This is a genomic window from Mycobacterium sp. PO1 (genome assembly GCF_017312405.1).
Classification (GTDB): domain Bacteria; phylum Actinomycetota; class Actinomycetes; order Mycobacteriales; family Mycobacteriaceae; genus Mycobacterium.
On the sequence record NZ_BLTG01000061.1, the window covers coordinates 23411 to 45165 of the forward strand.

A 21755-nucleotide genomic window follows, 5' to 3' on the forward strand; every position below is an offset into this window, starting at 1 on the left:
CCGGCTCAGTCCGCCAGGGTCTGCAGTGGTTTGGGCAGCGAACGTCTGGTGCGCACCGGGCCCAGCACAGCGGCGCCGAACTGGCGCGTGAGCAGTTGCCGGGCAACGGCGTTGACCTCCTCGAGCGTCACCGCCTCGATCTTGGCCAAGGTGTCGGGGATGCTGCGGTGCGTGCCGTAATTGAGCTCACTGCGCCCGATCCGGTGCATCCGTGAACCCGAGTCCTCCAGACCGAGCACCAGACCGCCGCGCAGCGACCCCTTCGCGATGCGGCACTCGTCGGCGGTGATGCCGTCACGCGCCACCTCGGCGAGCACATCGGTGGTCACCCGCACGACTTCGTCGAACCGTTCGGGCTGACACCCGGCGTAGATCGACAGTGCACCGCTGTCGGCGAAGGTGTCCACCGTGGAGTACACCGAGTACGCCAACCCCCGCTCCTCCCGAATCTGCTGAAACAGGCGGGAACTCAGTCCCCCACCGAGCGCGCTGTTGAGCACCGACAGCGCCCACCGGTGATCCCAGTGCCGACCCGGCGTCCGCACACCCAGCGACAGATGGGTCTGTTCGGCGTCACGCCGGATCAGCTGCAGCGACGGACGACCGCTGACCCGGCCGGTGCCCTTGCGTGGCGGAACCGGCGTGCGGCCCCGCACCAGATGCGGGCCGAAGTGCTCACGCACCAGGCTCACCACCTCGTCGTGGTCCACGTTGCCCGCGACCGCGACCACCATGCGATCAGGTGTATAGCGGCGCACGTGAAAGGAATGCAACTGGTCGCGGGTCATCGCCGAGACCGAGTCGACGCTGCCGATCACCGGACGGCCGACGGGATGCTCACCGAACATCGCCGACAGGAAGACGTCACCGAGGGTGTCCTCGGGATCGTCGTCGCGCATGGCGATCTCCTCGAGCACCACGTCGCGTTCGACCTCGACGTCGTCGTCCAGGCATCGCCCGCGCAACACCACATCGGCGACCAGGTCGACCGCCAGCGCAAGGTCCGAGTCGAGCACATGCGCGTAGTAGCAGGTGTGTTCACGGGCGGTGAAGGCGTTCAACTCACCACCGACGGCATCGACCGCCTGCGCGATCTGCACCGCCGAGCGGTTCGGCGTCGCCTTGAACAGCAGGTGCTCCAGGAAGTGGGCCGCACCGGCGACGGTGCGGCCTTCGTCCCTGGATCCAACCCCGACCCACACCCCGACCGACGCGGAGTGCACCGACGGGATGTGCTCGGTGACCACCCGAAGACCGCCGGGGAGTTCGGTGCGGCGAACCGCGGCGGTGGTGTCCTCGCCGCGGCGCCCGCGTCGCAGCGCTGTCGCTCTAGTTGCTGGCGGTCGCGGCATCAACAGGAGCGTCAGCCGGGCTGTCCGCCTTCTCGGTGTCGGCGTCCTCGTCGACGAGAATCAGCGAGATCTTGCCGCGATTGTCGATGTCGGCGATCTCGACCCGCAGCTTGTCACCGACCTTGACGACATCGTCGACCTTGGCGATCCGCTTGCCGCGGCCCAGCTTCGAGATGTGCACGAGACCATCACGCCCGGGCAACAGCGACACGAACGCACCGAAATCGGTGGTCTTGACCACGGTGCCCAGGAACCGCTCACCGGTCTTGGGCAACTGCGGATTGGCGATCGCGTTGATCTTGTCGATCGCGGCCTGCGCCGAAAGCCCGTCGGCCGCGCCGACGAACACCGTGCCGTCGTCCTCGATGGAGATCTGGGCGCCGGTCTCCTCGGTGATCGAGTTGATCATCTTGCCCTTGGGTCCGATGACCTCGCCGATCTTGTCAACCGGCACCTTGATCGTCGTGATCCGCGGGGCGTACGGGCTCATCTCGTCGGGCTCGTCGATCGCCTCGGCCATGACCTCGAGGATCGTGATCCGCGCATCCTTGGCCTGCGCCAGCGCACCGGCCAGCACCTTGGAGGGGATGCCGTCGAGCTTGGTGTCGAGCTGCAGCGCGGTGACGAAGTCCTTGGTGCCGGCACACTTGAAGTCCATGTCGCCGAACGCATCTTCGGCGCCGAGGATGTCGGTCAGCGTGACGAAGCGCCGTTCGACACCGCCGCCTTCCACTTCCACGTCGTCGGAGACCAGGCCCATCGCGATGCCCGCGACCGGCGCCTTCAACGGCACGCCGGCGTTGAGCAGCGACAGTGTCGAGGCGCACACCGAGCCCATCGACGTCGACCCGTTCGAGCCGAGCGCTTCGGAGACCTGGCGGATCGCGTACGGGAACTCCTCGACGCTGGGCAGCACGGGGACCAGCGCCCGCTCGGCCAGCGCTCCGTGGCCGATCTCGCGGCGCTTGGGCGAGCCGACCCGGCCGGTCTCACCGGTCGAGAACGGCGGGAAGTTGTAGTGGTGCATGTAGCGCTTGCTGGTTTCGGGCCCCAGCGAGTCGATCTGCTGGGCCATCTTGATCATGTCCAGCGTGGTCACACCCATGATCTGGGTCTCGCCGCGCTCGAACAACGCGCTGCCGTGCGCCCGCGGGATGATGGCGACCTCGGCCGACAGGGCGCGGATGTCGGTGATGCCGCGACCGTCGATGCGGAAGTGATCGGTCAGGATGCGCTGGCGGACGAGCTTCTTGGTCAGCGACCGGAACGCCGCACCGATCTCCTTCTCGCGGCCGGTGTACTGCTCGGCCAGCCGGTCGAGCACCTCGACCTTGATCTCGTCGGTGCGCTCGTTGCGCTCGTTCTTGCCCGCGATGGCCAGCGCTTCGGACAGCGCATCGGTGGCCACCGACGCGACGGAGTAGTACACATCCTCGCCGTACTCGGGGAACAGCGGATACTCGGCGGTCTCCTTGCCGGCCTTGCCGGCCAGCTCGGCCTGCGCGTCACACAGCGTCGCGATGAACGGTTTGGCCGCCTCGAGCCCCTCGGCCACCACGGCCTCGGTCGGTGCACCGGCACCGCCGGCGACCAGTTCGATCACGTTCTCGGTGGCCTCGGCCTCGACCATCATGATCGCGACGTCATCGGACTCCTCGACCTTGCGGCCGGCGACGACCATGTCGAACACGGCGCGCTCGAGCTGCTCGACGGTCGGGAACGCGACCCACTGGCCGTCGATGAGGGCGACCCGTACACCGCCGACCGGCCCGGAGAACGGCAGGCCGGAGATCTGCGTCGACGCCGAGGCGGCATTGATCGCCAACACGTCGTAGAGATCCTTGGGGTCCAGGCTCAGCACCGTCACGACGACCTGGATCTCGTTGCGCAGCCCGGAGACGAACGTGGGGCGCAGCGGGCGGTCGATCAGGCGGCAGGTCAGGATCGCGTCGGTGGACGGCCGGCCTTCACGCCGGAAGAACGAACCGGGGATGCGGCCCGCGGCGTACATCCGCTCTTCGACGTCGATGGTCAGCGGGAAGAAGTCGAAGTGGTCCTTTGGGCTCTTGCTGGCGGTGGTCGCGCTCAGGAGCATGGTTTCGTCGTCGAGGTAGGCGACGACTGCGCCGGCGGCCTGCTGGGCCAGCCGCCCGGTCTCGAAGCGGATGGTGCGGGTGCCGAAGCTCCCGTTGTCGATCACGGCGGTCGATTCGAACACGCCTTCATCAATTTCTACGACAGACATAAACGTCCGTACGGCCTCTCTGGGGTCATCATTCAACTGTTTTGCGTGGGCACGCGCGAAGTCCCGCCTCCGGGTCAACCCGGAGCAGCCCCAGCCCAGATGCGTCGACGGCCGTCGATCGAAGCGGCCGGAGTTCTCTCCGGCAGCCACTACCGAAGACCGCGCGATCGGGCGGTTCCTGTCGTGTCACGCGGGAACGGTCCCTGCGGATCTGCGAAGACCGCACCCGGTTGTTCGCGCCTGCGGCAGCCGAACGCACCCATGGTACATCCCGGTACACCGCAAACCCCTAATCCCTCCGGTTCAGGTCACGTCCTCCACGCACACGGTGAAGGCACGCTCCTGGTAGGGGTAGCCGACGCCGCTGGCGCACTGATCGGCGTTGGCGACATCGGCCAAGATCTGGGTGGCGCGCTGACGTCGGGGCGCCTGCGCGTCACCGCAGTCGACCCGCACGGGGTCCGACCCACTCTCGGTGTCGATGCTCATGCATCCCCCGACCACCCAGTCGATGTCCAGGCACACCGTGGTGCGCGAATCGGAGAACGACCCGCGCATCGAATAGTAGGAGTCGACATCGGACGGGCACGCCTCGGCGGTGTCGGCTGAGCCGGAGAACACCGCCACCACCTTGTAGTTGGACTCCGCCGACCCACACGCGGCTTCGACAGCCTCAGGACGGTCGGGGGGTCCGCCCATCTGCACACAGTCCCCCACGACGAGCTCCGTGGCCGGCGTCGACGACGAGCACCCGGTCAGCAGACCTGCCGCTGCGGTCGTCGCGAACGCGATGAGCAGGGCTCGCACTGCTGGGGCCCGGCGCAGGTGACAGCCCAGGTCAGCGGCGCAGGCCGAGACGCTCGATCAGCGAGCGGTACCGCTCGACGTCGACCTGCGCCACGTACTTCAGCAGCCGGCGACGACGGCCGACCAGCAGCAGCAGGCCGCGGCGCGAGTGGTGGTCGTGCTTGTGCATCTTGAGGTGCTCGGTGAGGTCGATGATGCGCTTGGTCAGCAGCGCCACCTGGGCCTCCGGCGAGCCGGTGTCGGTGTCATGCAGGCCGTACTGGCCGAGGATCTCTTTTTTCTGGTCGGCAGAAAGCGCCACGAAACAACTCCATCAATTCGGTCCGCGTTCACGAATCCGGAGGGAACTCCGGGGGCACGGCCACCGCGAACTGCAGCGCGCGCCGGGTCGGCAGGGAGTTTAGCAGCGGATTGCGGTGCCACCGAATCGACCGCGGCGGGCCGCGCAGACCGACACCGCGGCGGGCCACGCAGACAGGGCCGCGCATCAGAACCCGCGAGTCAGTGGGCAGACAGGATGGTCCGGGCGCGCTCGGTGTCCGCACCCATCGCCGCCACCAGGTCGTCCACCGAGTCGAACCTCTCCTGGCCCCGCAAGCGGGCCACGAAGTCGACCGCCACATGTTGGCCGTACAGGTCGGCGGTGGTGTCCAGGACGAAGGCCTCGACGGTGCGGGTACGTCCGGAGAACGTCGGGTTGGTGCCGACCGAGACGGCCGCCTGGTAGCGCTCGCCCGGGGTGACGCTGCCGACCACCGGGCCGTGGCCCAGCACGGTGAACCACGCTGCGTAGACACCGTCGGCGGGGATCGCCGAGTACATCGGCGGAGCGACGTTGGCCGTCGGGAAGCCCAGCACCTTGCCTCTACCGTCGCCACGCACCACGACCCCCTCCACCCGGTGCGGGCGCCCCAGGGCCTCTGCCGCGGTGACCATGTCACCGGCATCCACGCACGAGCGGATGTAGGTCGAGGAGAACGTCACCGTCTCGTCGCGGTGATGTTCGGCCACCAGATTCACCGAGTCCACCGCGAAGCCGAAGCGCTCGCCGGCCTTGCGCAGCAACTCGACGTTGCCCGCCGCCTTCTTGCCGAACGTGAAGTTCTCGCCGACCACGACCTCGACGACGTGGAGGCGTTCGACGAGCAGTTCGTGGACGTAGCGCTCGGGGGTGAGTTTCATGAAATCCGAGGTGAACGGCATGACCAGGAACACGTCGATGCCCATCTCCTCGACCAGCTCGGCGCGACGGGTCAGCGTGGTCAGTTGCGCCGGGTGACTGCCCGGGAAGACGACCTCCATCGGATGCGGGTCGAAGGTCATCAACACCGTGGGCACGCCGCGCGACCGGCCGGCTTTCACCGCACGACCGATCAGCTCCTGATGCCCGCGGTGGACACCGTCGAAGACGCCGATGGTCACCACACATCGGCCCCAGTCGGTCGGGATCTCCCCCTGGCCTCGCCAGCGCTGCACAGCCAAAGCCTACGACCCGCCGTCAACGCCGGCCCATCAGCACCACCCAGATCAGGTGATGATTGCCTAAACTTTCCAGTTGTGAGCCCTGATGGCAGTCCCGCCGACCCCGCCGACCTGTCGACGGTGGCCCAGGACTACCTCAAAGTCATCTGGACCGCGCAGGAGTGGTCACACGAGAAGGTGTCCACCAAGTTGCTGGCCGAGCGCCTCGGCGTATCGGCCAGCACCGCCTCGGAGTCGGTCCGCAAACTCGCCGATCAAGGGCTGGTGGATCACGAGAAGTACGGCGCGGTGACGCTCACCGACGCCGGTCGCCGCGCCGCGCTGGCCATGGTGCGCAGGCACCGGCTGATGGAGACGTTCCTGGTGCGCGAGCTCGGCTACAGCTGGGATGAGGTGCACGACGAGGCCGAAGTGCTCGAGCACGCGGTCTCCGACCGGATGCTCGACCGGATAGACGCCAAGCTCGGTCACCCGACGCGGGACCCGCATGGTGACCCGATCCCGGCGGCCGACGGCCAGGTGCCCACCCCGCCGGCGCGTCAGCTGTCGGTCTGCGAGGACGGCGACGCCGGCACCGTCGCGCGCATCTCCGATGCCGACCCGGAGATGCTGCGCTATTTCGACACCGTCGGGATCAGCCTGGACGCGCACCTGCGGGTGGTCGCGCGCCGCGATTTCGCCGGCATGATCTCCGTCGCGGTCACGCAACCGGTCCCGGACGGTGCGGGCGAGCCGGCCGAGACCACGGTGGATCTGGGAAGCCCAGCCGCCGAGGCCATCTGGGTCATCGCCTAGCATCCTCGAATGGCCAAGCTCGAGATGTCGCGTTCTTTGCCGCTGTCGGCCGACGAGGCGTGGGCCCACGCGTCGGACCTGTCGAGCCTCGGGGACTGGATGACCATGCACCAGGGCTGGCGCTCGGAGGTGCCCGAGGTGATCGAGGTGGGCACGACCGTCGTGGGCGTGGCCGGCGCCAAGGGCATGCGCAATCGGGTCACGTGGACGGTGCGCCAGTTCGATCCGCCGACGGCGCTGTCGGTCAGCGGTGAGGGTGTGGGCGGAACCCGCTACACGCTGTCGATGAAGGTCGACTCCACCGACGAGGGCTGCACGTTCACCGTCCGCATGGACCTCGGTGGTGCGCCGCTGTTCGGACCGATCGGTTCGGCGGCGGCGCGGGCGGTCAAAGGCGACATCGACAAGTCGATCCGGGAGTTCGAGCGGTTGTACTGCTGACTTCCCGCGTCGCAGGACTCATCGGGTGTCGATGCGGGTCGTGTATCCGGCGCGGGCTTCGGCGTCCCCGTCGAGCATCTGGTGATCAGCACCCATCATCGCCATGATCTGGGTGCGCGCGGCGCTGGGCAACATCCCGTAGCCCCAGGACATCGCGCGGAGCCGACCAGGGACGTAGACGGTGCGCCGACCGCGCCGGACGGCCTGCACCGTCGCCGCGGCGACCTCCTCGGGTTCGCAGGAACGCAGCAACCAGTGGTCGTGGAGCCCGCTGGTGAGCTCGGTGTTCACCACCCCGGGAAGCACGCACGTGAATTCCACACCGCTGCGGCGAAGTTCGAGCGCGGCAGCCTCGGTCCACCACCGCGAACTTGCTTCCGCTGTAGGTAGCCACTCCCCCGAACGCCATGCGGCCGGCGGCGGACGCCACGTTGACCACCCGGCCCGAGCCACGCGGCACCATCCGCCGTGCGGCGTGCCGCGTCCCGTGGATCACGCCGGCCACGTTCACGGCGAGTTGGCGGCGTACAGACTCCGCCGTCTCGTCGAGCACGCCGACCACCGGCATGATCCCGGCGTTGTTCACCATCACGTCAAGGGTTCCGAGCCGTTCCTCGACGTCGTCGAGAAAGGCACCGACACTGTGGTCGTCGGTGACGTCGACGCCGGCCGCTATCGCACCGATCTCGGCGGCCGTGCGCTGCGCGAGTTCAGCGTCGATGTCGCCGATGGCCACCCGAGCCCCGGCCGCGACGAAGGCGCGCGCCGTGGCGGCCCCGATCCCGCGCGCCGCGCCGGTGATGGCCACGACCTGCCCGGTGAGCGTCGACGGTCTCGGCACCCTGCCACCAGATCGCCATCTCATGACTTCTCCATATCCACCAGGGCCCGCTTGAGAACCTTGCCGGTCTCGTTGCGCGGCAAAGCCTCCAGGAAAACCACATCTCGAGGTACTTTGTGCCGGGCCAGCCGCGATCGCACTGCGCTGCGGATCCGATCCGCATCAGGCGCGGCCTCGGCACCTGCTTCGTCGCTGCGGACGATGAATGCCCGCAGACACATTCCGAAATCGGGGTCAGGAATCCCGATGACAGCGACCTCACGGACGCCCGGTACTTCAGCGAGGACATTCTCGACTTCGAGTGGGTAGACGTTCTCTCCTCCGCACACCACCATCTCGTCATCGCGTCCGTCGATGAACCACAGACCCTCGTCGTCGAAGTGTCCGGTGTCACCGCTGGAGAGCAGCCCGTCGAGGCTCTTCTTGTGCCGGCCGTCGGTGTAGCCGCCGAAGCTCAGTCCGCTGGAGACGTAGATCGTGCCGACGGTGTCGGGATCGGTGATGCGCCGGTCGCAGTCGTCGTAGGCGGCGATGGTGCACCCGACCGGCGGGCGACCCACGGTGCCGGGTGCACGCCGAAGCTCGGCTGGGGTGGCGACCGCCGCGGTGGCCACCTCTGTGGAGCCGTAGAGGTTGTAGACGACGTCGCCGAAGAGTCGGGTGGCCCGTCGGTACAGCTCCGGCGACAACGACGATCCGGCGGTGAAGACCACCTCGAGGGACGAGGTGTCGAAGCCGTGCAGAACCTCGGGGCGAAGGTCGAGGATACGTGACAGCATCGTGGGGACGACGACCAACGCCTTGGCGTGATGAACGTCGATCGCGTGCACCGTGTCTCGGGGATCGAAGCGACGGCGCAACACCACCTGGTTGCCCAGTGCCAATCCCAGCGAGCAGGTGGCGAGCCCGGTGGCGTGGAACAGTGGTGCGGCCACGACGTAGGCGCTGTCGCGCGGCCACGGAATCCGATCCAGGAGCTGCGCCGACTGCAGCGGGCTGATGCGTTCTCGCGGAGCTCCTTTCGGCGCACCGGTGGTACCGCTGGTGAGGAGAACCAGGCCGCCCGGCCGGGCCGGCGGGGCCGGCGCCGACACCGACCGACCTGCCGCGAGTTCGACGATCCCGGAACCCACCAGTTGCACGATCCCGGGATCCAACTCGCTCAGTAGCGGTGCGAACTCGTCGTCGGCCAGTACGGCGCTGACGCGCTCACGGGCACAGACGTCGGCCAGTTGGGGGCCGGCGAAGCCGACGTTCAGCAGCACAGTCCGCACTCCAGCCTTGTTCGCCGCAGCCAGATCCAGGACGAAGTCGACGCTGCTTCGCCGTAGCAGACCTACGACGGTCGGCTCCTCGCGCGAGCGTTCATCAGGGCCCGCGCCGGTACCCCTGAGGTTCGCCAGCGTCTGTGCCCGCGCGTTGGACTGCTCATCCACCTCGCTGAAGGACAGCTGGATGGTGTCGTCGCTCAGCGCGTGACGCGCCCCGTATCGTGCCGCGGTGTAGTGGGCCAACCCACCGAACGTGCCGAACCGGCGCAACGCCCGGGCAGCTCTCAGGACATCTCGAGGACGGGTCGGCTGCACCATCCCCCGTCGGACCAGCACCGCCGCCGCCCGCACCATATCCATGGTGCGGGAGATGTTCTCCCCCACAGTCATCGTCTGATCTTCTCCAGTAATCGCATCGTCAACCGCACGACCGCGGCGGGATCGTCGAGCTGCGGACAATGTCCTGACCGGGGAAGGACCACCAGGTCACTTCCCGGGATCTGTCGGTGCAGAATCCGACTGGCGTGCACCGGGATGATCCGGTCGCGCGCCCCGTGCACGATCACCGTCGGACAGCTCACATCCACCTCTCGGTGCCCGCCGTCGGTCTCGACGGCATATTGGAAGGCGTACCGGCCCAAGGTTTCCAACGCCCCGGGTGCGGCAGCTGACTCACACCAGCGGCGCACCACCCCGGGGTCGACGACGGCTCCCGGACCGTAGAGGATCCGTCTGGTGGCCATGCCGGTCGCCCAACGCACCGCCGGGGCCGGCACCGGGATCCGGGCCACCCCGCTCCACACCGAGGCGGGTACCGGACGCAGACGAGCCAGCCGCGCCAGCCAATGACGGGCATTGACCGGATCGTCGAGCGCCACCAGGCCCGCCACCCTGTCCGGCTGACGACTCGCTGCACGTACCGCAGTGGCGGCTCCGAGCGAGTTGCCCACCAGGACCGCAGGTCCCATGTCATCGAGCAGCGAGCGAGCGAACGTGTCGAACTGGTCGACGAGGGGTCCGGGTGCGCGTGCCCCTGCCTGGCCGAATCCGGGCAGATCGACCGCCACGGCGCGTTGCCCCGCCTCACCGAAGCCGCGCAGGACATGCATCCAGGTGTCGGCAGAATCGGCATAACCGTGCAGCAACACGACGGGCGGGGACTCGCCCGGCACCTCGAGCACGCGCGTCCCGAACCCGCCGAACCGCCGACGGGTCTCGGTGATCATCCCGCGAGCAGTCCCTTCGCGATATGGGTCACCTGGATCTCGTTGCTGCCCGCGTAGATCATCAGTGACTTGGCATCGCGGGCCAGCTGCTCGACACGGTATTCGGCCATGTATCCGTTGCCGCCGAAGAGTTGGACTGCCTCCATCGCGACCTCGGTGGCGGCCTCGGAGGAATACAGCTTGATCGCCGACGCCTCCGCAAGAGTCGGCATCTTCCCGTCGGCGAGACGCTCGAGGGTCTGAAAGACCATGTTCTGGACATTCATCCGGGCGATCTCGATCCGGGCCAACTTCAGTTGAATCAGCTGGAACTGTCCGATGTTCTTGCCCCAGAGGGTGCGACTTGCCGCGTAGTCGAGGCACAGCCGATGGCACTCGTTGATGATGCCGAGCGCCATCACAGCGACGCCGAGCCGTTCGGCCGCGAAGTTCGCCCTGGCACTGTCACGCCCGTCTCCGCCGGCGTGCTGTTCGGATTCACCGAGCAGACGATCCGGCCCGAGCCGTACGTTGTCGAAGAACAGTTCACCCGTCGGCGACGACATCATGCCCATCTTCTTGAACGGCCGCCCCTGGGTCAGCCCTGCCATTCCTGCATCGAGAACGAAGGTCAGCACCGGTCGTTGGCGCGCATCGGTGCCACTGTCGTCGATCAGCTTGGCGTAGACGACGATGACATCGGCGTCGGGACCATTGGTGATGAAAGTCTTCTGACCGTTGAGCAGATAGTCCGCACCATCCCGCTTCACGTTGGTTTTCATCCCGCCGAACGCATCCGAGCCCGAATCAGGTTCGGTGATGGCCCAGGCCGCGACCTTGTCGAGCGTCATCAACTCCGGCAGCCACCGCTCTTTCTGAGCCAAGGTGCCACGGCTCATGATGGTCGCCGCACCGAGGCCCAGGCTCACCCCGATGGTGGACAACAAGCCGATGCTGACTCCGGCGATCTCGGATATCAGCACCGCAGCCATCGACGCCTGTGCACCGATCTCACCGATGCCGTCGGCCTTGGCCGGCCGCTCCGACGTCGTCTCCGATGCCTGGCGCGTTCGTTGCTTGTCCAGCATCGTCTTCACTGCCTCGGCGGCCATCACATCGAGACCGAATTCGCTGAACAACTTCCGGGCGAAGGGATAGGGCGAGATCGCGCCGGTTTCGAGATCGTCGAGGTGGGGGCGGATCTCCTTGGCGATGAATTCTCGCACCGTGTCGCGCATGATGATGTCGGTGTCAGACCATTCGTACACGGTCACGCCCCCGGCAGCCGTGCGGCGATGTCGTCGAGTTCCCAGATCTTGTCGGTCTCGATCGTGTCGACGTCGTGCCAACCCTGAAGCAGTGAGATCGCGCCGCCCTGAACGGCGTAGACCTTTCCGGTGATCGGGCACTTGTCACTGGCGAGATAGCCGACCAGCGGCGAGATGTTGGCCGGCGAGAAAAGGTCCAACTCACCGTCGGCCGGTTCAGCCATCAGCGCACCCATCCCGGGGGTGGCCAACGTCAGCCGGGTGCGCGCGATCGGGGCGATGGCATTGACCCGTACGCCGTACCGTTCGAGTTCCTCCGCTGCTATCAACGTCAGCGCAGCGATACCGGCTTTGGCCGCACCGTAATTGGCCTGGCCGGCATTGGGTAGGGTCACCCCCGAGCCCGATGCGGTGTTGATCACCGATGCGACCGGTTGCTGCCCACTCTTGGATTGGCTTTTCCAGTACTCGGCAGCGTGATGCAGCATCGCGAAGTGCCCCTTGAGGTGGACGTTGATCACGGCGTCCCACTGCTGTTCGGTCATACCTGCGATGAATGCGTCGCGCAGGATGCCGGCGTTGTTGACCAGCACGTCGAGGTGCCCGAACTCGTCGATCGCCTGTTGGACCACGCGGTTGGCACCCGCCCAGTCGGCGATGTTGTCGGTGTTGGCGACGGCGCGGCCGCCGCGGTCGGTGATCTCGGCGACGACCTCGTGCGCGGGGCCCGCATCCTTTCCTTCACCGGTGTTGCTCCCACCGAGGTCGTTCACCACGACCGCGGCGCCCTGGGCGGCGAACAGCAGCGCATGCTCGCGTCCGATTCCGCGTCCTGCGCCGGTGATCACAGCAACCCGGCCATCCAGCATTCCCATGATGTTCTTTCCTGTCAGCGTTGTCAGTGGTTGTCGGTCGGTTCGATTCAGTCGGCGATGTCGGCCCAGCCGTCGGTGATGGCTTTCTCCTGACCGCCCGCTCGCGTGGTTTCGAATGCGTAGGTCGTGATGCCCGCGCCTCGGCTCTTACGCCAGATCGTCGTGTGCAGGTCGTCGCCGGGCAACACCATCTTCGAGAAGCGCACCGCAAAACGTCTGAGCCGTGTCACGTCCGAACCGCCGACCTCGGTGAGTACCGCCCACGACGTGAACGCCATGGTGCAGAGTCCGTGGGCGATGATGCCGGGCAGGCCGGCGTCGCGTGCCACCTCCTCGTCGAGATGGATCGGCATCGGATCCCCGGAGGCCGGCGAATACCGGAAGGTTTGATCTTCGTCGACGTGCTGGATCACCTCCGCCACGGGCGACTGTTCGCGCAGCGCCTCGTCGAACTTGTGTGGCGGCGCGAGGACACCGACGGACTTACCGGCATTGAATCCGCGCACGAAACACGTGACGTACTGTTCGTTGACCAATTCGCCGTCTTCAGTGCGGCATTCGACAAGGATCGCGGCGCGTGTACCGTTGTCCAGCCCCTCGTACCCGACCATCTTGCCGCGGGAGACCAGTTTGTCTCCCGGTCTGATCGGCCGGTGGAAGATGAAGTCCTGCTCACCGTGTACGACGCGGGGAACGAGTTCGACCGGCAGCACATCCACCGTCGGCATCATCATCGACTCGAACACCGGCACGATCGCGAACACCGGCGGGGCGATGTCGCCGTCGCGATGAGCCGGGATGGGATCGTTCGTGGCTGCGGCATACTCCGCGATCCGCTCGCGGGTCACCTCGAATCGGTCGTCCTCGGTCCAGCTGTCGAGACCGCTGTCGTCGAACGCCAGGTCCTGCTGCATGCTGGTCACAGTCACACCGCCGCCGAGGCGAGTTCGTCGAGTTGGGTGAGCGTCTTGTCCAATTGCCGCATGCCGTCCTTCTCCACCGCCTTCGCCAGCGCGCCCTTGACAAGCGCACCCTCGAAGTCTCCGGAGACCGTGAATCGCGATCCGGCGCCCAGCGGCTCGATGGTGAAGGTGAAATCGGCCTTCACACCGGCCATTCCGGTTCCTCCGAGAGCAAGGCTGGTCGGCGCATCGACGGACCTGACCGACCATTCGATCTTGTTCGCCATGTTGAGCATGACGATCTTCGCGGTCAGGCGCGCACCCGGGGTCAGGGTGGCAGGCGGCTCTTCGAGCCACTTGTCGTGAACGGTGAACCAGCGGTCCCACGTCTGCGGGTCCGAGATGATGGCCCAGAGCTCGTCGGGGGCTGCGCCCAGGTCACGAGTGGCTTCGATGTGTCCCATGATGTGTTCCTTTTCTTGTCGAGATGTGACTGTCGATGAGGCTTGCGGCGTCAGCGTTCGGCGCGTTGGTAGGCCGTGACGACGGCCGCGCCGCCCAAGCCGATGTTGTGCTGCAGTGCCGCGGTGACGCCGTCGACCTGGCGTCGGTCGGCGTCGCCACGCAGCTGCCAGGTCAGCTCCGCGCACTGGGCAAGACCTGTCGCTCCCAGCGGATGGCCCTTGGAGATGAGTCCGCCCGAGGGATTGACGACCCAGCGGCCTCCGTAGGTGGTGTCCTTGTCGTCGATGAGCCGGGGAGCCTCGCCCTCTCCGCACAGTCCCAGCGCCTCGTAGAGCAGCAGTTCGTTGGCCGAGAAGCAGTCGTGCAGTTCGATGACCTGGAAATCGTCCGGGCCGAGCCCGCTCTGCTGGTAGACGCTCTGCGCGGCAGCGACATTCATGTGGTACCCGATCAGGGCCTTGCAGGTGCCGTCGAAGCTGTCGGCGAAATCGGTGGTCATCGCCTGGCCGACGATCTCGACGGCCCGGTCCGCAAGGCCGTGCCGGGTCACGAAGTCTTCCGAGGCAAGAATCGCTGCGCCGGATCCGTCCGAGGTCGGTGAGCACTGCAACTTGGTCAGGGGGTCGTAGATCATCCTCGCCGCGAGGATGTCATCGAGGGTGTACTCCTCTTGGAACTGCGCGTACGGGTTGTTGACCGAGTGTTTGTGGTTCTTGTAGCCGATCGCGGCGAAATGCTCTGCGGTGGAGCCGTATTTCTGCATGTGTTCGCGGCCGGCCGCCCCGAACATCCACGGCGCAGGTGGGAACAACACTTCCGAGATCTCGGCCAGGGCCAGGAAGTGTTTGTCCATCGGCTGCGCGCGGTCGTCGTAGGTGGAACCCAGGGATCCCGGCTGCATCTTCTCGAACCCCAGCGCGAGCGTGCAGTCGACCAGTCCGCCTCGAATCGCTTTGGCGGCCAGATACAAAGCGGTGGATCCGGTTGAGCAGTTGTTGTTGACGTTCACCACGGGTACACCGGTCATGCCCAGCTCGTAGACGGCGCGCTGGCCCGACGTGGACTCGCCGTACACGTAACCTACGTAGGCTTCCTGCACGTCGCGGTACGTGATGCCGGCGTCGTCGAGTGCCTTGGTGCCGGCTTCCCGCGCCATGTCGGGGTAGTCCCAGCCCTCCCGCGCACCGGGCTTCTCGAACTTCGTCATGCCCACACCGACCACGAACACTCGATTCGGCATCTTCATCCTTTCGATCACTCGCCTGGGCGCCGCTGGGGCGCGTCAAGAAACAAACATACTTGCCTGCATGTATGTAGGCAAGCAGTTGCCGGGATCGCCTGTAGCCAGAGAGGAGACGAGGGGAAGCGCTGCTTGGAGTCAGGAAGCGGCGAGCGCCGCGTCGAACACCACGCGCAGGTCGACACACGCACGGTCCCAGCGCCGCCGCGCCTCCACGAGGTCACGATCGACGAAACTGACGATCAGTATCCCCCGCAGCGCGTCCATCGCGGTGAAGATGGCATTGCGTAATTTCTTGCGCGACATAGCATCTGGAACCAATTGATCGATAGCCGTCACCAGTGTGCTGTTCACCATGGGCTCCACACGTGCGACCTCGCGCGCGAGGACCTCGTCAGTACGCGCGGCCACCCACAGCTCGATGGTCGCCACCAGCATGTCACCCTGGTGCGACTCCCACAGGAACTCCAGCACACTGGCGACCGGGTCAGCACTGGAAAGCAGCCGGCCGTTCTGCCTGATCGCGGTCTGGATGCGTTGCTCGGCAAGATGCTCGATGGCGGCGACGACGAGATCTTCCTTGGAGCGGAAGTGGTGGACCTGCGCCCCACGCGTCACCCCGGCGATCTCGGCGATCCGGGGGGTCGTGGTTCCGGCGTAGCCGTAGGTGACCAGGCACTCGACCGTGGCATCGAGCAGACGCGTGCGCATCGCCGCGGTGCGTTCTGCCTGGGTCCGCCTCGTGCGCCCCACTCCCGTCGGCATCCCGCAAGCCTTCCCATCCGCCGGGCTTACCACCTGCCCGGAAGGTTGGTTCAGACTACATGCCGGCGGGTGCGGGGCCAACGATCCGGCGGGACGGGCGCGTCGGTGCGAGGCGGTCACTGTGGCGCCGAACCCATCACCAACACATTCCCGTCGAGCGACGACTCGATGGTGCCGGTCAGCGAGAGCTGATTGACGATCTTGACCCCGTCCGCGCGGAGGTAGCCACGCGCACTGCCGTCACCACCAGTGACCGAGATGTCTGCACTGTAGGTGATGTTCGTCAACGTCGCGTTGGTCACCGTCGTCTCGGTTCCGTTGAGGATGAGGCCCTGCTCGTCTTCGAAGTCCGTGTACGTCACCGTCGTTGTCGTGAGGTTCCCGGCCTTCGATGTCGTCACCACCGCGCTGCCGCCGACTCTGCCGGCCCGGGACGCCTCGGTGGGGGTCGCCTTCACGACCACCGATGACAGAGGTTGCGCCCACCCCGAAGAGTCCGGAGTGGAAACATCGGCGGGGCGGGTTCCGCCGTCGATGTTGTTCAACGTCGCGACAACCAACCTGGTGTCGGAAGGGTCGGTCTTGCTGCGTTCCCAGAAGGTGACGGCTGTGCCATCGGCACTCCAGTTCGCTACCGGTACCGAGTTGTACGCGCCGCTCGGGTCCCCCACGAAGATGCCGTTCTCACCGGCCAGCTCGTCCTCGACCGAGATCACCCACGCTTGGTTCAACGAGCCCTTCTTGGCCTGGAAGGTCGGAAACACGACGTATGCCGGAACGAAGGTCGGCCGTGTGATCTGCGACATCGGAGTGAGATAGTCCAAGGTGCGTGAACTGCCGAGTGCGAGCCATCGGCCGTTCGGGGACATATCGACCGATTCGTCGTAGTCCAAGTTGGTCGTCAAGCGCGTGACTGTGCCGTCGGCCAGATCTATCAGGACGTTGTCGGCATTTCCCGCTTCGTACTTCCCGGAGAAATCGGTGACCATCACGCCCTTGCCGTCGGAGGTGAAGTTCTTCAGCTCTCCGCCCACATACACCACGTGGGGATCGACGATGACGTAACCGGTATCAGTCCGCTCCAATCGGCCCACACTGGAGACCAGCTGGGTCGCGGTGCCCGATCCGAGCAGTTGGGTGAAGCCGACGTGCACACCGTCCGGGGCGATCCGCAGCTCCCGTTGCTTCTGGATCACAACGACGTTCGCGGGAACGCTGGTCGGCACCGTGATCTCGAGCAGCTGGGAGCCCGCGCCGCAGGCATTCACTCCCCCGGCACACTCGAGGATGTAGTGGTCGGCTGTCTCACCACCGGAGTCAGACTGGGTCCCTGCGCTCAGCAGTATGCGCTCGCCGTCGTCGAAGGCGAAGGGTTTCGACAGGTTGTCGGTGAGCTCGGGTGCCAGACCGCAGGTCAGGCACTGCAATCCGGACCCGTCGGTGCCGACCCGATAGATCTCCGTTCGAGTGGCCCCCGCCGGCGTCGCGCGGAAGATGAGCGCCGTGCCGTCGTGGGTGTAGGTGGGATTCTGCGGCTGTACCACGTCGTCGGGGAGCGGAACGACGAATCGGTCGGCGCTCGGCTGAATGCTCTGCACGTCGAGGCCGACGGTCAAGCGGGGCATACCGAAGTCGGGACGTAGAAAATGCAGCAGGTTGAGCTTGCCGTCCGTCACACGCACGCGGAAGGAGTCGACACCGCCGCCCATCGCATACTCCAGGTCCGGCGTATACACAAACGTTCCCGTGACATCGTCGATCACCACCGTGCCGTGTTTGGGCCGGGCAATCACGGTGTAGGTCAGGGTGTCTCCCTCTGGATCCGTGGCACCGAGATCACCGGTGATCACACCCAATGGCCCTTGCACGTTCGACGACGGGTCGTAGTCGAGCACCGGGGCCTGATTGAAAAAGTTGCGCCGGACCCAGCCGAGCAACGACCAGGCGAACAGCGTCTGCACGGGTTCGTCAACCATCTGGCTCGCAAGGGGCCCGCCGACACCGGGGTTCGTCAGGTACGTGACGGAGACGACGTCAGACTGACTGCCCCCTTCCGCGGATCGGGGGTCATCGGCAAGCACTTCGTCGGCGGACGGCGATACTCCCTGTGCGGCTCGGCTGGGGAATGTCGTGGGTCCGCCGCCGGTCTCAGTTGCTTCCTCCTCTGCCAACACCACCGGGATGTCGACGAGAGGAACTTCCGACCCGTCAACGACCGTGGCGTATGCCGCCACAGCATCGACGATTTCAGAGTGCTCAGAGGTCCCCGGTTCATCGTCGAGGGTCGTCGTGTCGTCGCCCTCAGAGGCACCGTCGTCGCTCTCGTCACTGACTTCGACCTCGTGACTGTCGCCGACCTCGTCGGACTGATCGATCTCGTGACTGTCCCCAGGCTCATCGGCGTCCTCGATCCCGTCGATCTCGGGTGCGTCGTCCTCGGCGTCCTGGCCATCGGAGTCGCGATCAGACGAGTCTTGTTCGGCCGAGCCGGGGGTTTCCGCGTTGTCGAGGCCCGAGCCGGGCGCGTTCCCGGAATCGCTCGCACGCTCGGAAGTCTGCGCGGCGTCGGAGCTCCCGGTCACGGATGTATCGGCGCCCGCGTACCCATAGCCGGTGGTCACCAAGGCTGCGATCGCCATGGCTGCCGCAATTCCACCGCAGCGGACCGCAAAAGCCAGTGTGTCGAACAGCTTTGACTCCTGCTCACCCTTCGATGAACCGTCGAGCGGAGCGTCGTCGTTGGGGGTGTTTGACATGTTGTCTCCATCACATGGTCGGTGACACTGAGGTCGATTCTGTTATCCGGTATCGATGTGGCTTGTCCACTTGAAGTGGATGTTTCACTGATTCTCGAGAAACAGCGTTCTCACGTTCGGTGGATGGCGGTGACGACTGTGCAGGGACATTGCTCTCACGATCTCGAAGTCACCTCGATGGTCCGAGGGTTCTTGGACCGACCCTGCGCGTCTGATCCGGGGCGTCAGGTCGTGGCTGTCATCACGGACCAGGAACCTGATGACTGGCGCCCTGGAAGCCGCCGGCAGTGGCGATGACGAGATCTCCTGCACCGAAGGGAATCTGAACATAGCCGTGGTCGTCGGTGATCATGGTGACGGAGCCCACGGTCACCGTGGCACCGCGCACAGGACGGGCCTGACTGTCCTCCGCCACCGTGGCAGTCACGCGAATCCTGTCGCCGGAGGGCGAGATGGCCAGCTGGGGTTGGTTGACGCCCGGGAAGTCGGTCTGGGTCGGCACCCCGCTGTAGGTGACACCATTGATCTCGGAGGAGACCTCTCCGGAGAACGAATTCTTCTTTCCGACCTTGATGCTGCCCTTCAAGAATCCGGTACGCTCGCCCTCGCTGGTCAGATCAGCGCTCCACACCGAGTTGCCCACCGGATTGAGAATGGTGACCTTCTCGGTGCCGTTGATGAACGTCTTCCCATCGTCGGAGTAGTTCTTGTAGGTGACGGAGTAGGTTCCCCACGCGAAGATTCCGCTGTATCGGAGGGTGGCGGTTCCGGAATGCGCGCCTCTGAGCACTCTGGTGTCCTGCCGGCCCATCATCGGGTTGTAGTCCTCGACCGGTATCGACCAGCGCGCGATGGCTTCAGGATCTTGGTGTACCGGCGGCAGCGGGGTCGTCGGTGTGCGGGTGGGAAAACTGATGATGCTGACTCGCCAGGGGGTGTCGGGCGCCCCGGGGGTCACGGTGTCGGGACGCTGTTGCTCGTTGATCACCGCGCGCGTGGAGTCGGGAAACCAGCTCCATCCGCGGATCGTCCAATCGGGGTCGACGATGATCGGCTGACCCGAGTAGCCGCCCTGCTGCTGACCCGCGGCGAGATTCATCAGCCAGGGCTCGTTCATCGAGCGGCGGTTGTTCCACAGACTCACCCGTCCGATCTGCGGGAAGGCAGCACTGTCGATCAGCGACGGGCGTTCCAGAGCGGTGAACACGTCCATGCGGTCCAGACCGCGAGCGGAGCTGAAATAGATGGAGTTCCCGTCCGGGGCGATGTCGCCGGATTCGTTGTAGTCGAGGTCGGTGGTGAGTTGCCGCCGCTCGCCGGTAGCCGTGTCCAACAGGTAGATGTCGTAGTTCAAGCCGGTGGAGGTGGTCTGATACTTCAGATAGCGGCCACCGGCGTGCCAACTCGCTCCCTCGTAGAAGCGGGTGGCGTCGGCGAAGTCTTCTGCGTAGTCGGCATTCTCGAGCCACTGCGGACTGAAGATTCGCTGATCGACGAGCTTGTATCCGTCGGCGGTGGGAACGAGCCTGGCAATGCTCATCCGCGGGCCGCGGAAGAATGTGTTCTCCGTCCACGTCACGTACTCGCCGAACGGGTCTGGCTTGGCCTCACGATTCTGCACGGGGAGAAGGCGTTTGTCCGACGGGAACTTGACCTTCTTGACCGTCGGGTTGTGGCAGGCGTAGATGGAGCCTTCGCATTCGAGCACCGAGTAGGTGATCGCGCCGGCGCCGCCCAGCGGCTCACCGGCTGATTGCTGTCCCGACGTGTTGGCGAACCAGATTCTCTGGTTGTCGTAGAACGCCCGGGCCTTGGCGGTGTTGTCGGCCACCCCGCAGGAGATGCATTGGTAACCTCCGCCATCGAGGTCCGTGACGGCGATGTGCGTGTTGCCGTCGACCTCCACCTCGAGGATGAGGTGTTCGCTGTCCGGACTCAGTTCCGCACCCGTGACAGTGACCCCGTCGGGGAGATCGAATTCGACGACCTTGTCGACCACGAAGGGCTCCAACGCTGGTGACGACGCAGGATCGCCCACTGCGGCAACGCTGAGGACGATCCTGGCTGTGGGCCTGCCTTTGTCACGCTTGAACAGGTACGACATCAGATGGAAACGGTTGTCACTGACCCTGACGGTGAACGAGTCGGTTCCGCCGAATTCGGCGAAAGCTGCAGTGGGCGTGAAGACGAAATTGCCGGTGAGTGGGTCGATGTTGACCGTGCCGAACCGGGGATCTCTGATGAGCGAGTAGGTCAGTGGGTCGCTGTCGGGATCGAGGGCGCCGAGATTGCCGGTGATCACGCCGTCGGTCATGTCCTGAGAGTTGAGAGTGGCGTCGTAGCGAACGGTCGGCGGACGGTTGAAGAAGGTCCGCCGAACCCAACCGAACAGGGAGAAGTCCGTCGTGGCCTGTGCCGGGGCCGGGGGCGTCGGCTCCGGGGTTGCATTTGGGCCGAGGGCGACCTCGGCCGGCGGGGCGTCGAGCGGCTGCGCCGCTGTCGGTGCAGTGACGGCGTTGGCCGTGGCATCGACCGCGCCGACCTCCGCGTCGTCTTCCGCGCGCCTGCCTACCGCCTCGGGGTCCCCGACGAGTGTCGATTCCGCATCGGCGACAGGCTCGGTTGAAGGGTCGGACTGGACCTCGTGGTCCTCGGCGGTGACGCCGGCGTAGTCGTCGCCAGAGGAATCACGATCTGAATCCGGTTCTGGTGCAGTCCCGGAACGATCGTCGAGCTCGACGTCGACGTCCGTATCGGTGCCCACATCGATGTCGGTGGTGATGTCGACCTCGGGGTCGACATCGGGGTCGACCTCGGGGCCGACATCACTCTCGGTCGCGGCGTCGAGGTCGGTGTCGGCGTCAAGCTCGGCGGCCAGGTCAGCCTCTGCCAACGTTTCGAGCGCGTCGTTTTCGCTGTCCGTCGAGCCGTCCGGCGGCGATTCGGAGGTGCTGTCTTCGACGTCGCTGGTGGAGGTCGACTCAACCGAGCCCCTACCGGCGTTGTCCGCGCTCGACGTTTCGCTGTGCGCCGATGAACTACTCG

The 21755-nt window shown here is 66.0% G+C and carries 18 protein-coding genes and 1 pseudogene; 2 read left to right on the forward strand and 17 right to left on the reverse strand.

Annotated elements, in window-relative coordinates; all coding sequences use genetic code 11:
* Window positions 1-5: 5 nt before the first annotated feature.
* From J3476_RS19490 to J3476_RS19510, 5 genes are all read right to left on the reverse strand, one after another.
* The gene (locus tag J3476_RS19490; protein WP_207068014.1) at window positions 6-1352 is read right to left on the reverse strand and encodes a pitrilysin family protein; all 1347 of its coding nucleotides are present in this window, start codon (window positions 1350-1352) and stop codon (window positions 6-8) included.
* On the reverse strand, window positions 1330-3597 hold the full coding sequence (locus J3476_RS19495) for a polyribonucleotide nucleotidyltransferase (protein WP_207068015.1): 2268 nt from the start codon (window positions 3595-3597) through the stop codon (window positions 1330-1332). Before J3476_RS19495 ends, J3476_RS19490 begins: the two co-directional genes overlap by 23 nt.
* Before the next feature lie 303 nt (window positions 3598-3900).
* Entirely contained in the window at window positions 3901-4404 is a 504-nt protein-coding gene (locus J3476_RS19500) for a hypothetical protein (RefSeq protein ID WP_207068016.1), read from the reverse strand.
* Window positions 4405-4435: 31 nt separating this feature from the next.
* The gene (gene rpsO / locus J3476_RS19505; RefSeq protein WP_207068017.1) at window positions 4436-4705 is read right to left on the reverse strand and encodes a 30S ribosomal protein S15; all 270 of its coding nucleotides are present in this window, start codon (window positions 4703-4705) and stop codon (window positions 4436-4438) included.
* 200 nt (window positions 4706-4905) lie between these two features.
* A complete protein-coding gene (locus J3476_RS19510) occupies window positions 4906-5880 on the reverse strand; it encodes a bifunctional riboflavin kinase/FAD synthetase (RefSeq protein WP_207068018.1) in 975 nt (324 codons plus the stop codon).
* 81 nt (window positions 5881-5961) lie between these two features.
* Between J3476_RS19510 and mntR the strand changes: the two genes are divergently transcribed.
* Window positions 5962-6681 (forward strand): metal-dependent transcriptional regulator, encoded by a 720-nt coding sequence (gene mntR, locus J3476_RS19515; RefSeq protein WP_207068019.1) that lies wholly within the window; start codon window positions 5962-5964, stop codon window positions 6679-6681.
* Between the two features lie 9 nt (window positions 6682-6690).
* On the forward strand, window positions 6691-7122 hold the full coding sequence (locus tag J3476_RS19520; RefSeq protein ID WP_207068020.1) for an SRPBCC family protein: 432 nt from the start codon (window positions 6691-6693) through the stop codon (window positions 7120-7122).
* Between the two features lie 18 nt (window positions 7123-7140).
* Here J3476_RS19520 and J3476_RS28000 read toward each other — a convergent pair whose 3' ends face one another.
* The 12 genes and pseudogenes from J3476_RS28000 to J3476_RS19575 all read right to left on the reverse strand — a co-directional run bounded on the left by J3476_RS28000 (window position 7141) and on the right by J3476_RS19575 (window position 21603).
* Window positions 7141-7443: a hypothetical protein gene (locus J3476_RS28000; RefSeq protein ID WP_286183366.1), complete on the reverse strand. Its 303-nt coding sequence runs from the start codon at window positions 7441-7443 to the stop codon at window positions 7141-7143.
* A 94-nt stretch (window positions 7444-7537) separates the two neighbouring features.
* Window positions 7538-7987 (reverse strand): annotated as a pseudogene (locus J3476_RS28205) (SDR family NAD(P)-dependent oxidoreductase); the annotation flags it as partial.
* The gene (locus J3476_RS19530; RefSeq protein WP_207068022.1) at window positions 7984-9624 is read right to left on the reverse strand and encodes an AMP-binding protein; all 1641 of its coding nucleotides are present in this window, start codon (window positions 9622-9624) and stop codon (window positions 7984-7986) included. The pseudogene J3476_RS28205 and the gene J3476_RS19530, both read right to left, overlap by 4 nt.
* Window positions 9621-10460, reverse strand: coding sequence for an alpha/beta fold hydrolase (locus J3476_RS19535; RefSeq protein ID WP_207068023.1), 840 nt, complete (start codon window positions 10458-10460; stop codon window positions 9621-9623). Before J3476_RS19535 ends, J3476_RS19530 begins: the two co-directional genes overlap by 4 nt.
* A complete protein-coding gene (locus J3476_RS19540; RefSeq protein WP_207068024.1) occupies window positions 10457-11707 on the reverse strand; it encodes an acyl-CoA dehydrogenase family protein in 1251 nt (416 codons plus the stop codon). The genes J3476_RS19535 and J3476_RS19540 overlap by 4 nt, the downstream gene beginning before the upstream one ends.
* Window positions 11708-11709: 2 nt before the next feature.
* Entirely contained in the window at window positions 11710-12582 is an 873-nt protein-coding gene (locus tag J3476_RS19545) for an SDR family oxidoreductase (protein ID WP_207068025.1), read from the reverse strand.
* 47 nt (window positions 12583-12629) lie between these two features.
* Window positions 12630-13496 (reverse strand): MaoC/PaaZ C-terminal domain-containing protein, encoded by an 867-nt coding sequence (locus tag J3476_RS19550; protein ID WP_207068056.1) that lies wholly within the window; start codon window positions 13494-13496, stop codon window positions 12630-12632.
* Between the two features lie 11 nt (window positions 13497-13507).
* On the reverse strand, window positions 13508-13948 hold the full coding sequence (locus J3476_RS19555) for an SRPBCC family protein (RefSeq protein WP_207068026.1): 441 nt from the start codon (window positions 13946-13948) through the stop codon (window positions 13508-13510).
* 50 nt (window positions 13949-13998) lie between these two features.
* Entirely contained in the window at window positions 13999-15189 is a 1191-nt protein-coding gene (locus tag J3476_RS19560; RefSeq protein ID WP_207068027.1) for a lipid-transfer protein, read from the reverse strand.
* A 138-nt stretch (window positions 15190-15327) separates the two neighbouring features.
* Window positions 15328-15954, reverse strand: a complete 627-nt coding sequence (locus J3476_RS19565; protein ID WP_207068057.1) for a TetR/AcrR family transcriptional regulator — start codon at window positions 15952-15954, stop codon at window positions 15328-15330.
* A 116-nt stretch (window positions 15955-16070) separates the two neighbouring features.
* Window positions 16071-18710, reverse strand: coding sequence for an Ig-like domain-containing protein (locus J3476_RS19570; RefSeq protein WP_207068028.1), 2640 nt, complete (start codon window positions 18708-18710; stop codon window positions 16071-16073).
* A gap of 241 nt (window positions 18711-18951) precedes the next feature.
* Window positions 18952-21603 carry an Ig-like domain-containing protein gene (locus J3476_RS19575; protein ID WP_207068029.1) on the reverse strand — a complete coding sequence of 884 codons (2652 nt, stop codon included), beginning with the start codon at window positions 21601-21603 and terminating at the stop codon, window positions 18952-18954.
* Between the last annotated feature and the right edge of the window lie 152 nt (window positions 21604-21755).

Excerpts from the sequence above, each read along its gene's own strand:
- J3476_RS19490 (WP_207068014.1), bottom strand. The coding sequence starts at position 1,352 with ATGCCGCGACCGCCAGCAACTAGAGCGACAGCGCTGCGACGCGGGCGC.
- J3476_RS19555 (WP_207068026.1), bottom strand. The coding sequence starts at position 13,948 with ATGGGACACATCGAAGCCACTCGTGACCTGGGCGCAGCCCCCGACGAG.
- J3476_RS19560 (WP_207068027.1), bottom strand. The coding sequence starts at position 15,189 with ATGCCGAATCGAGTGTTCGTGGTCGGTGTGGGCATGACGAAGTTCGAG.
- J3476_RS19530 (WP_207068022.1), bottom strand. The coding sequence starts at position 9,624 with ATGACTGTGGGGGAGAACATCTCCCGCACCATGGATATGGTGCGGGCG.
- J3476_RS19545 (WP_207068025.1), bottom strand. The coding sequence starts at position 12,582 with ATGGGAATGCTGGATGGCCGGGTTGCTGTGATCACCGGCGCAGGACGC.
- J3476_RS19570 (WP_207068028.1), bottom strand. The coding sequence starts at position 18,710 with ATGTCAAACACCCCCAACGACGACGCTCCGCTCGACGGTTCATCGAAG.
- J3476_RS19535 (WP_207068023.1), bottom strand. The coding sequence starts at position 10,460 with ATGATCACCGAGACCCGTCGGCGGTTCGGCGGGTTCGGGACGCGCGTG.
- J3476_RS19520 (WP_207068020.1), top strand. The coding sequence starts at position 6,691 with ATGGCCAAGCTCGAGATGTCGCGTTCTTTGCCGCTGTCGGCCGACGAG.
- J3476_RS19550 (WP_207068056.1), bottom strand. The coding sequence starts at position 13,496 with ATGCAGCAGGACCTGGCGTTCGACGACAGCGGTCTCGACAGCTGGACC.
- J3476_RS19495 (WP_207068015.1), bottom strand. The coding sequence starts at position 3,597 with ATGTCTGTCGTAGAAATTGATGAAGGCGTGTTCGAATCGACCGCCGTG.
- J3476_RS19565 (WP_207068057.1), bottom strand. The coding sequence starts at position 15,954 with ATGCCGACGGGAGTGGGGCGCACGAGGCGGACCCAGGCAGAACGCACC.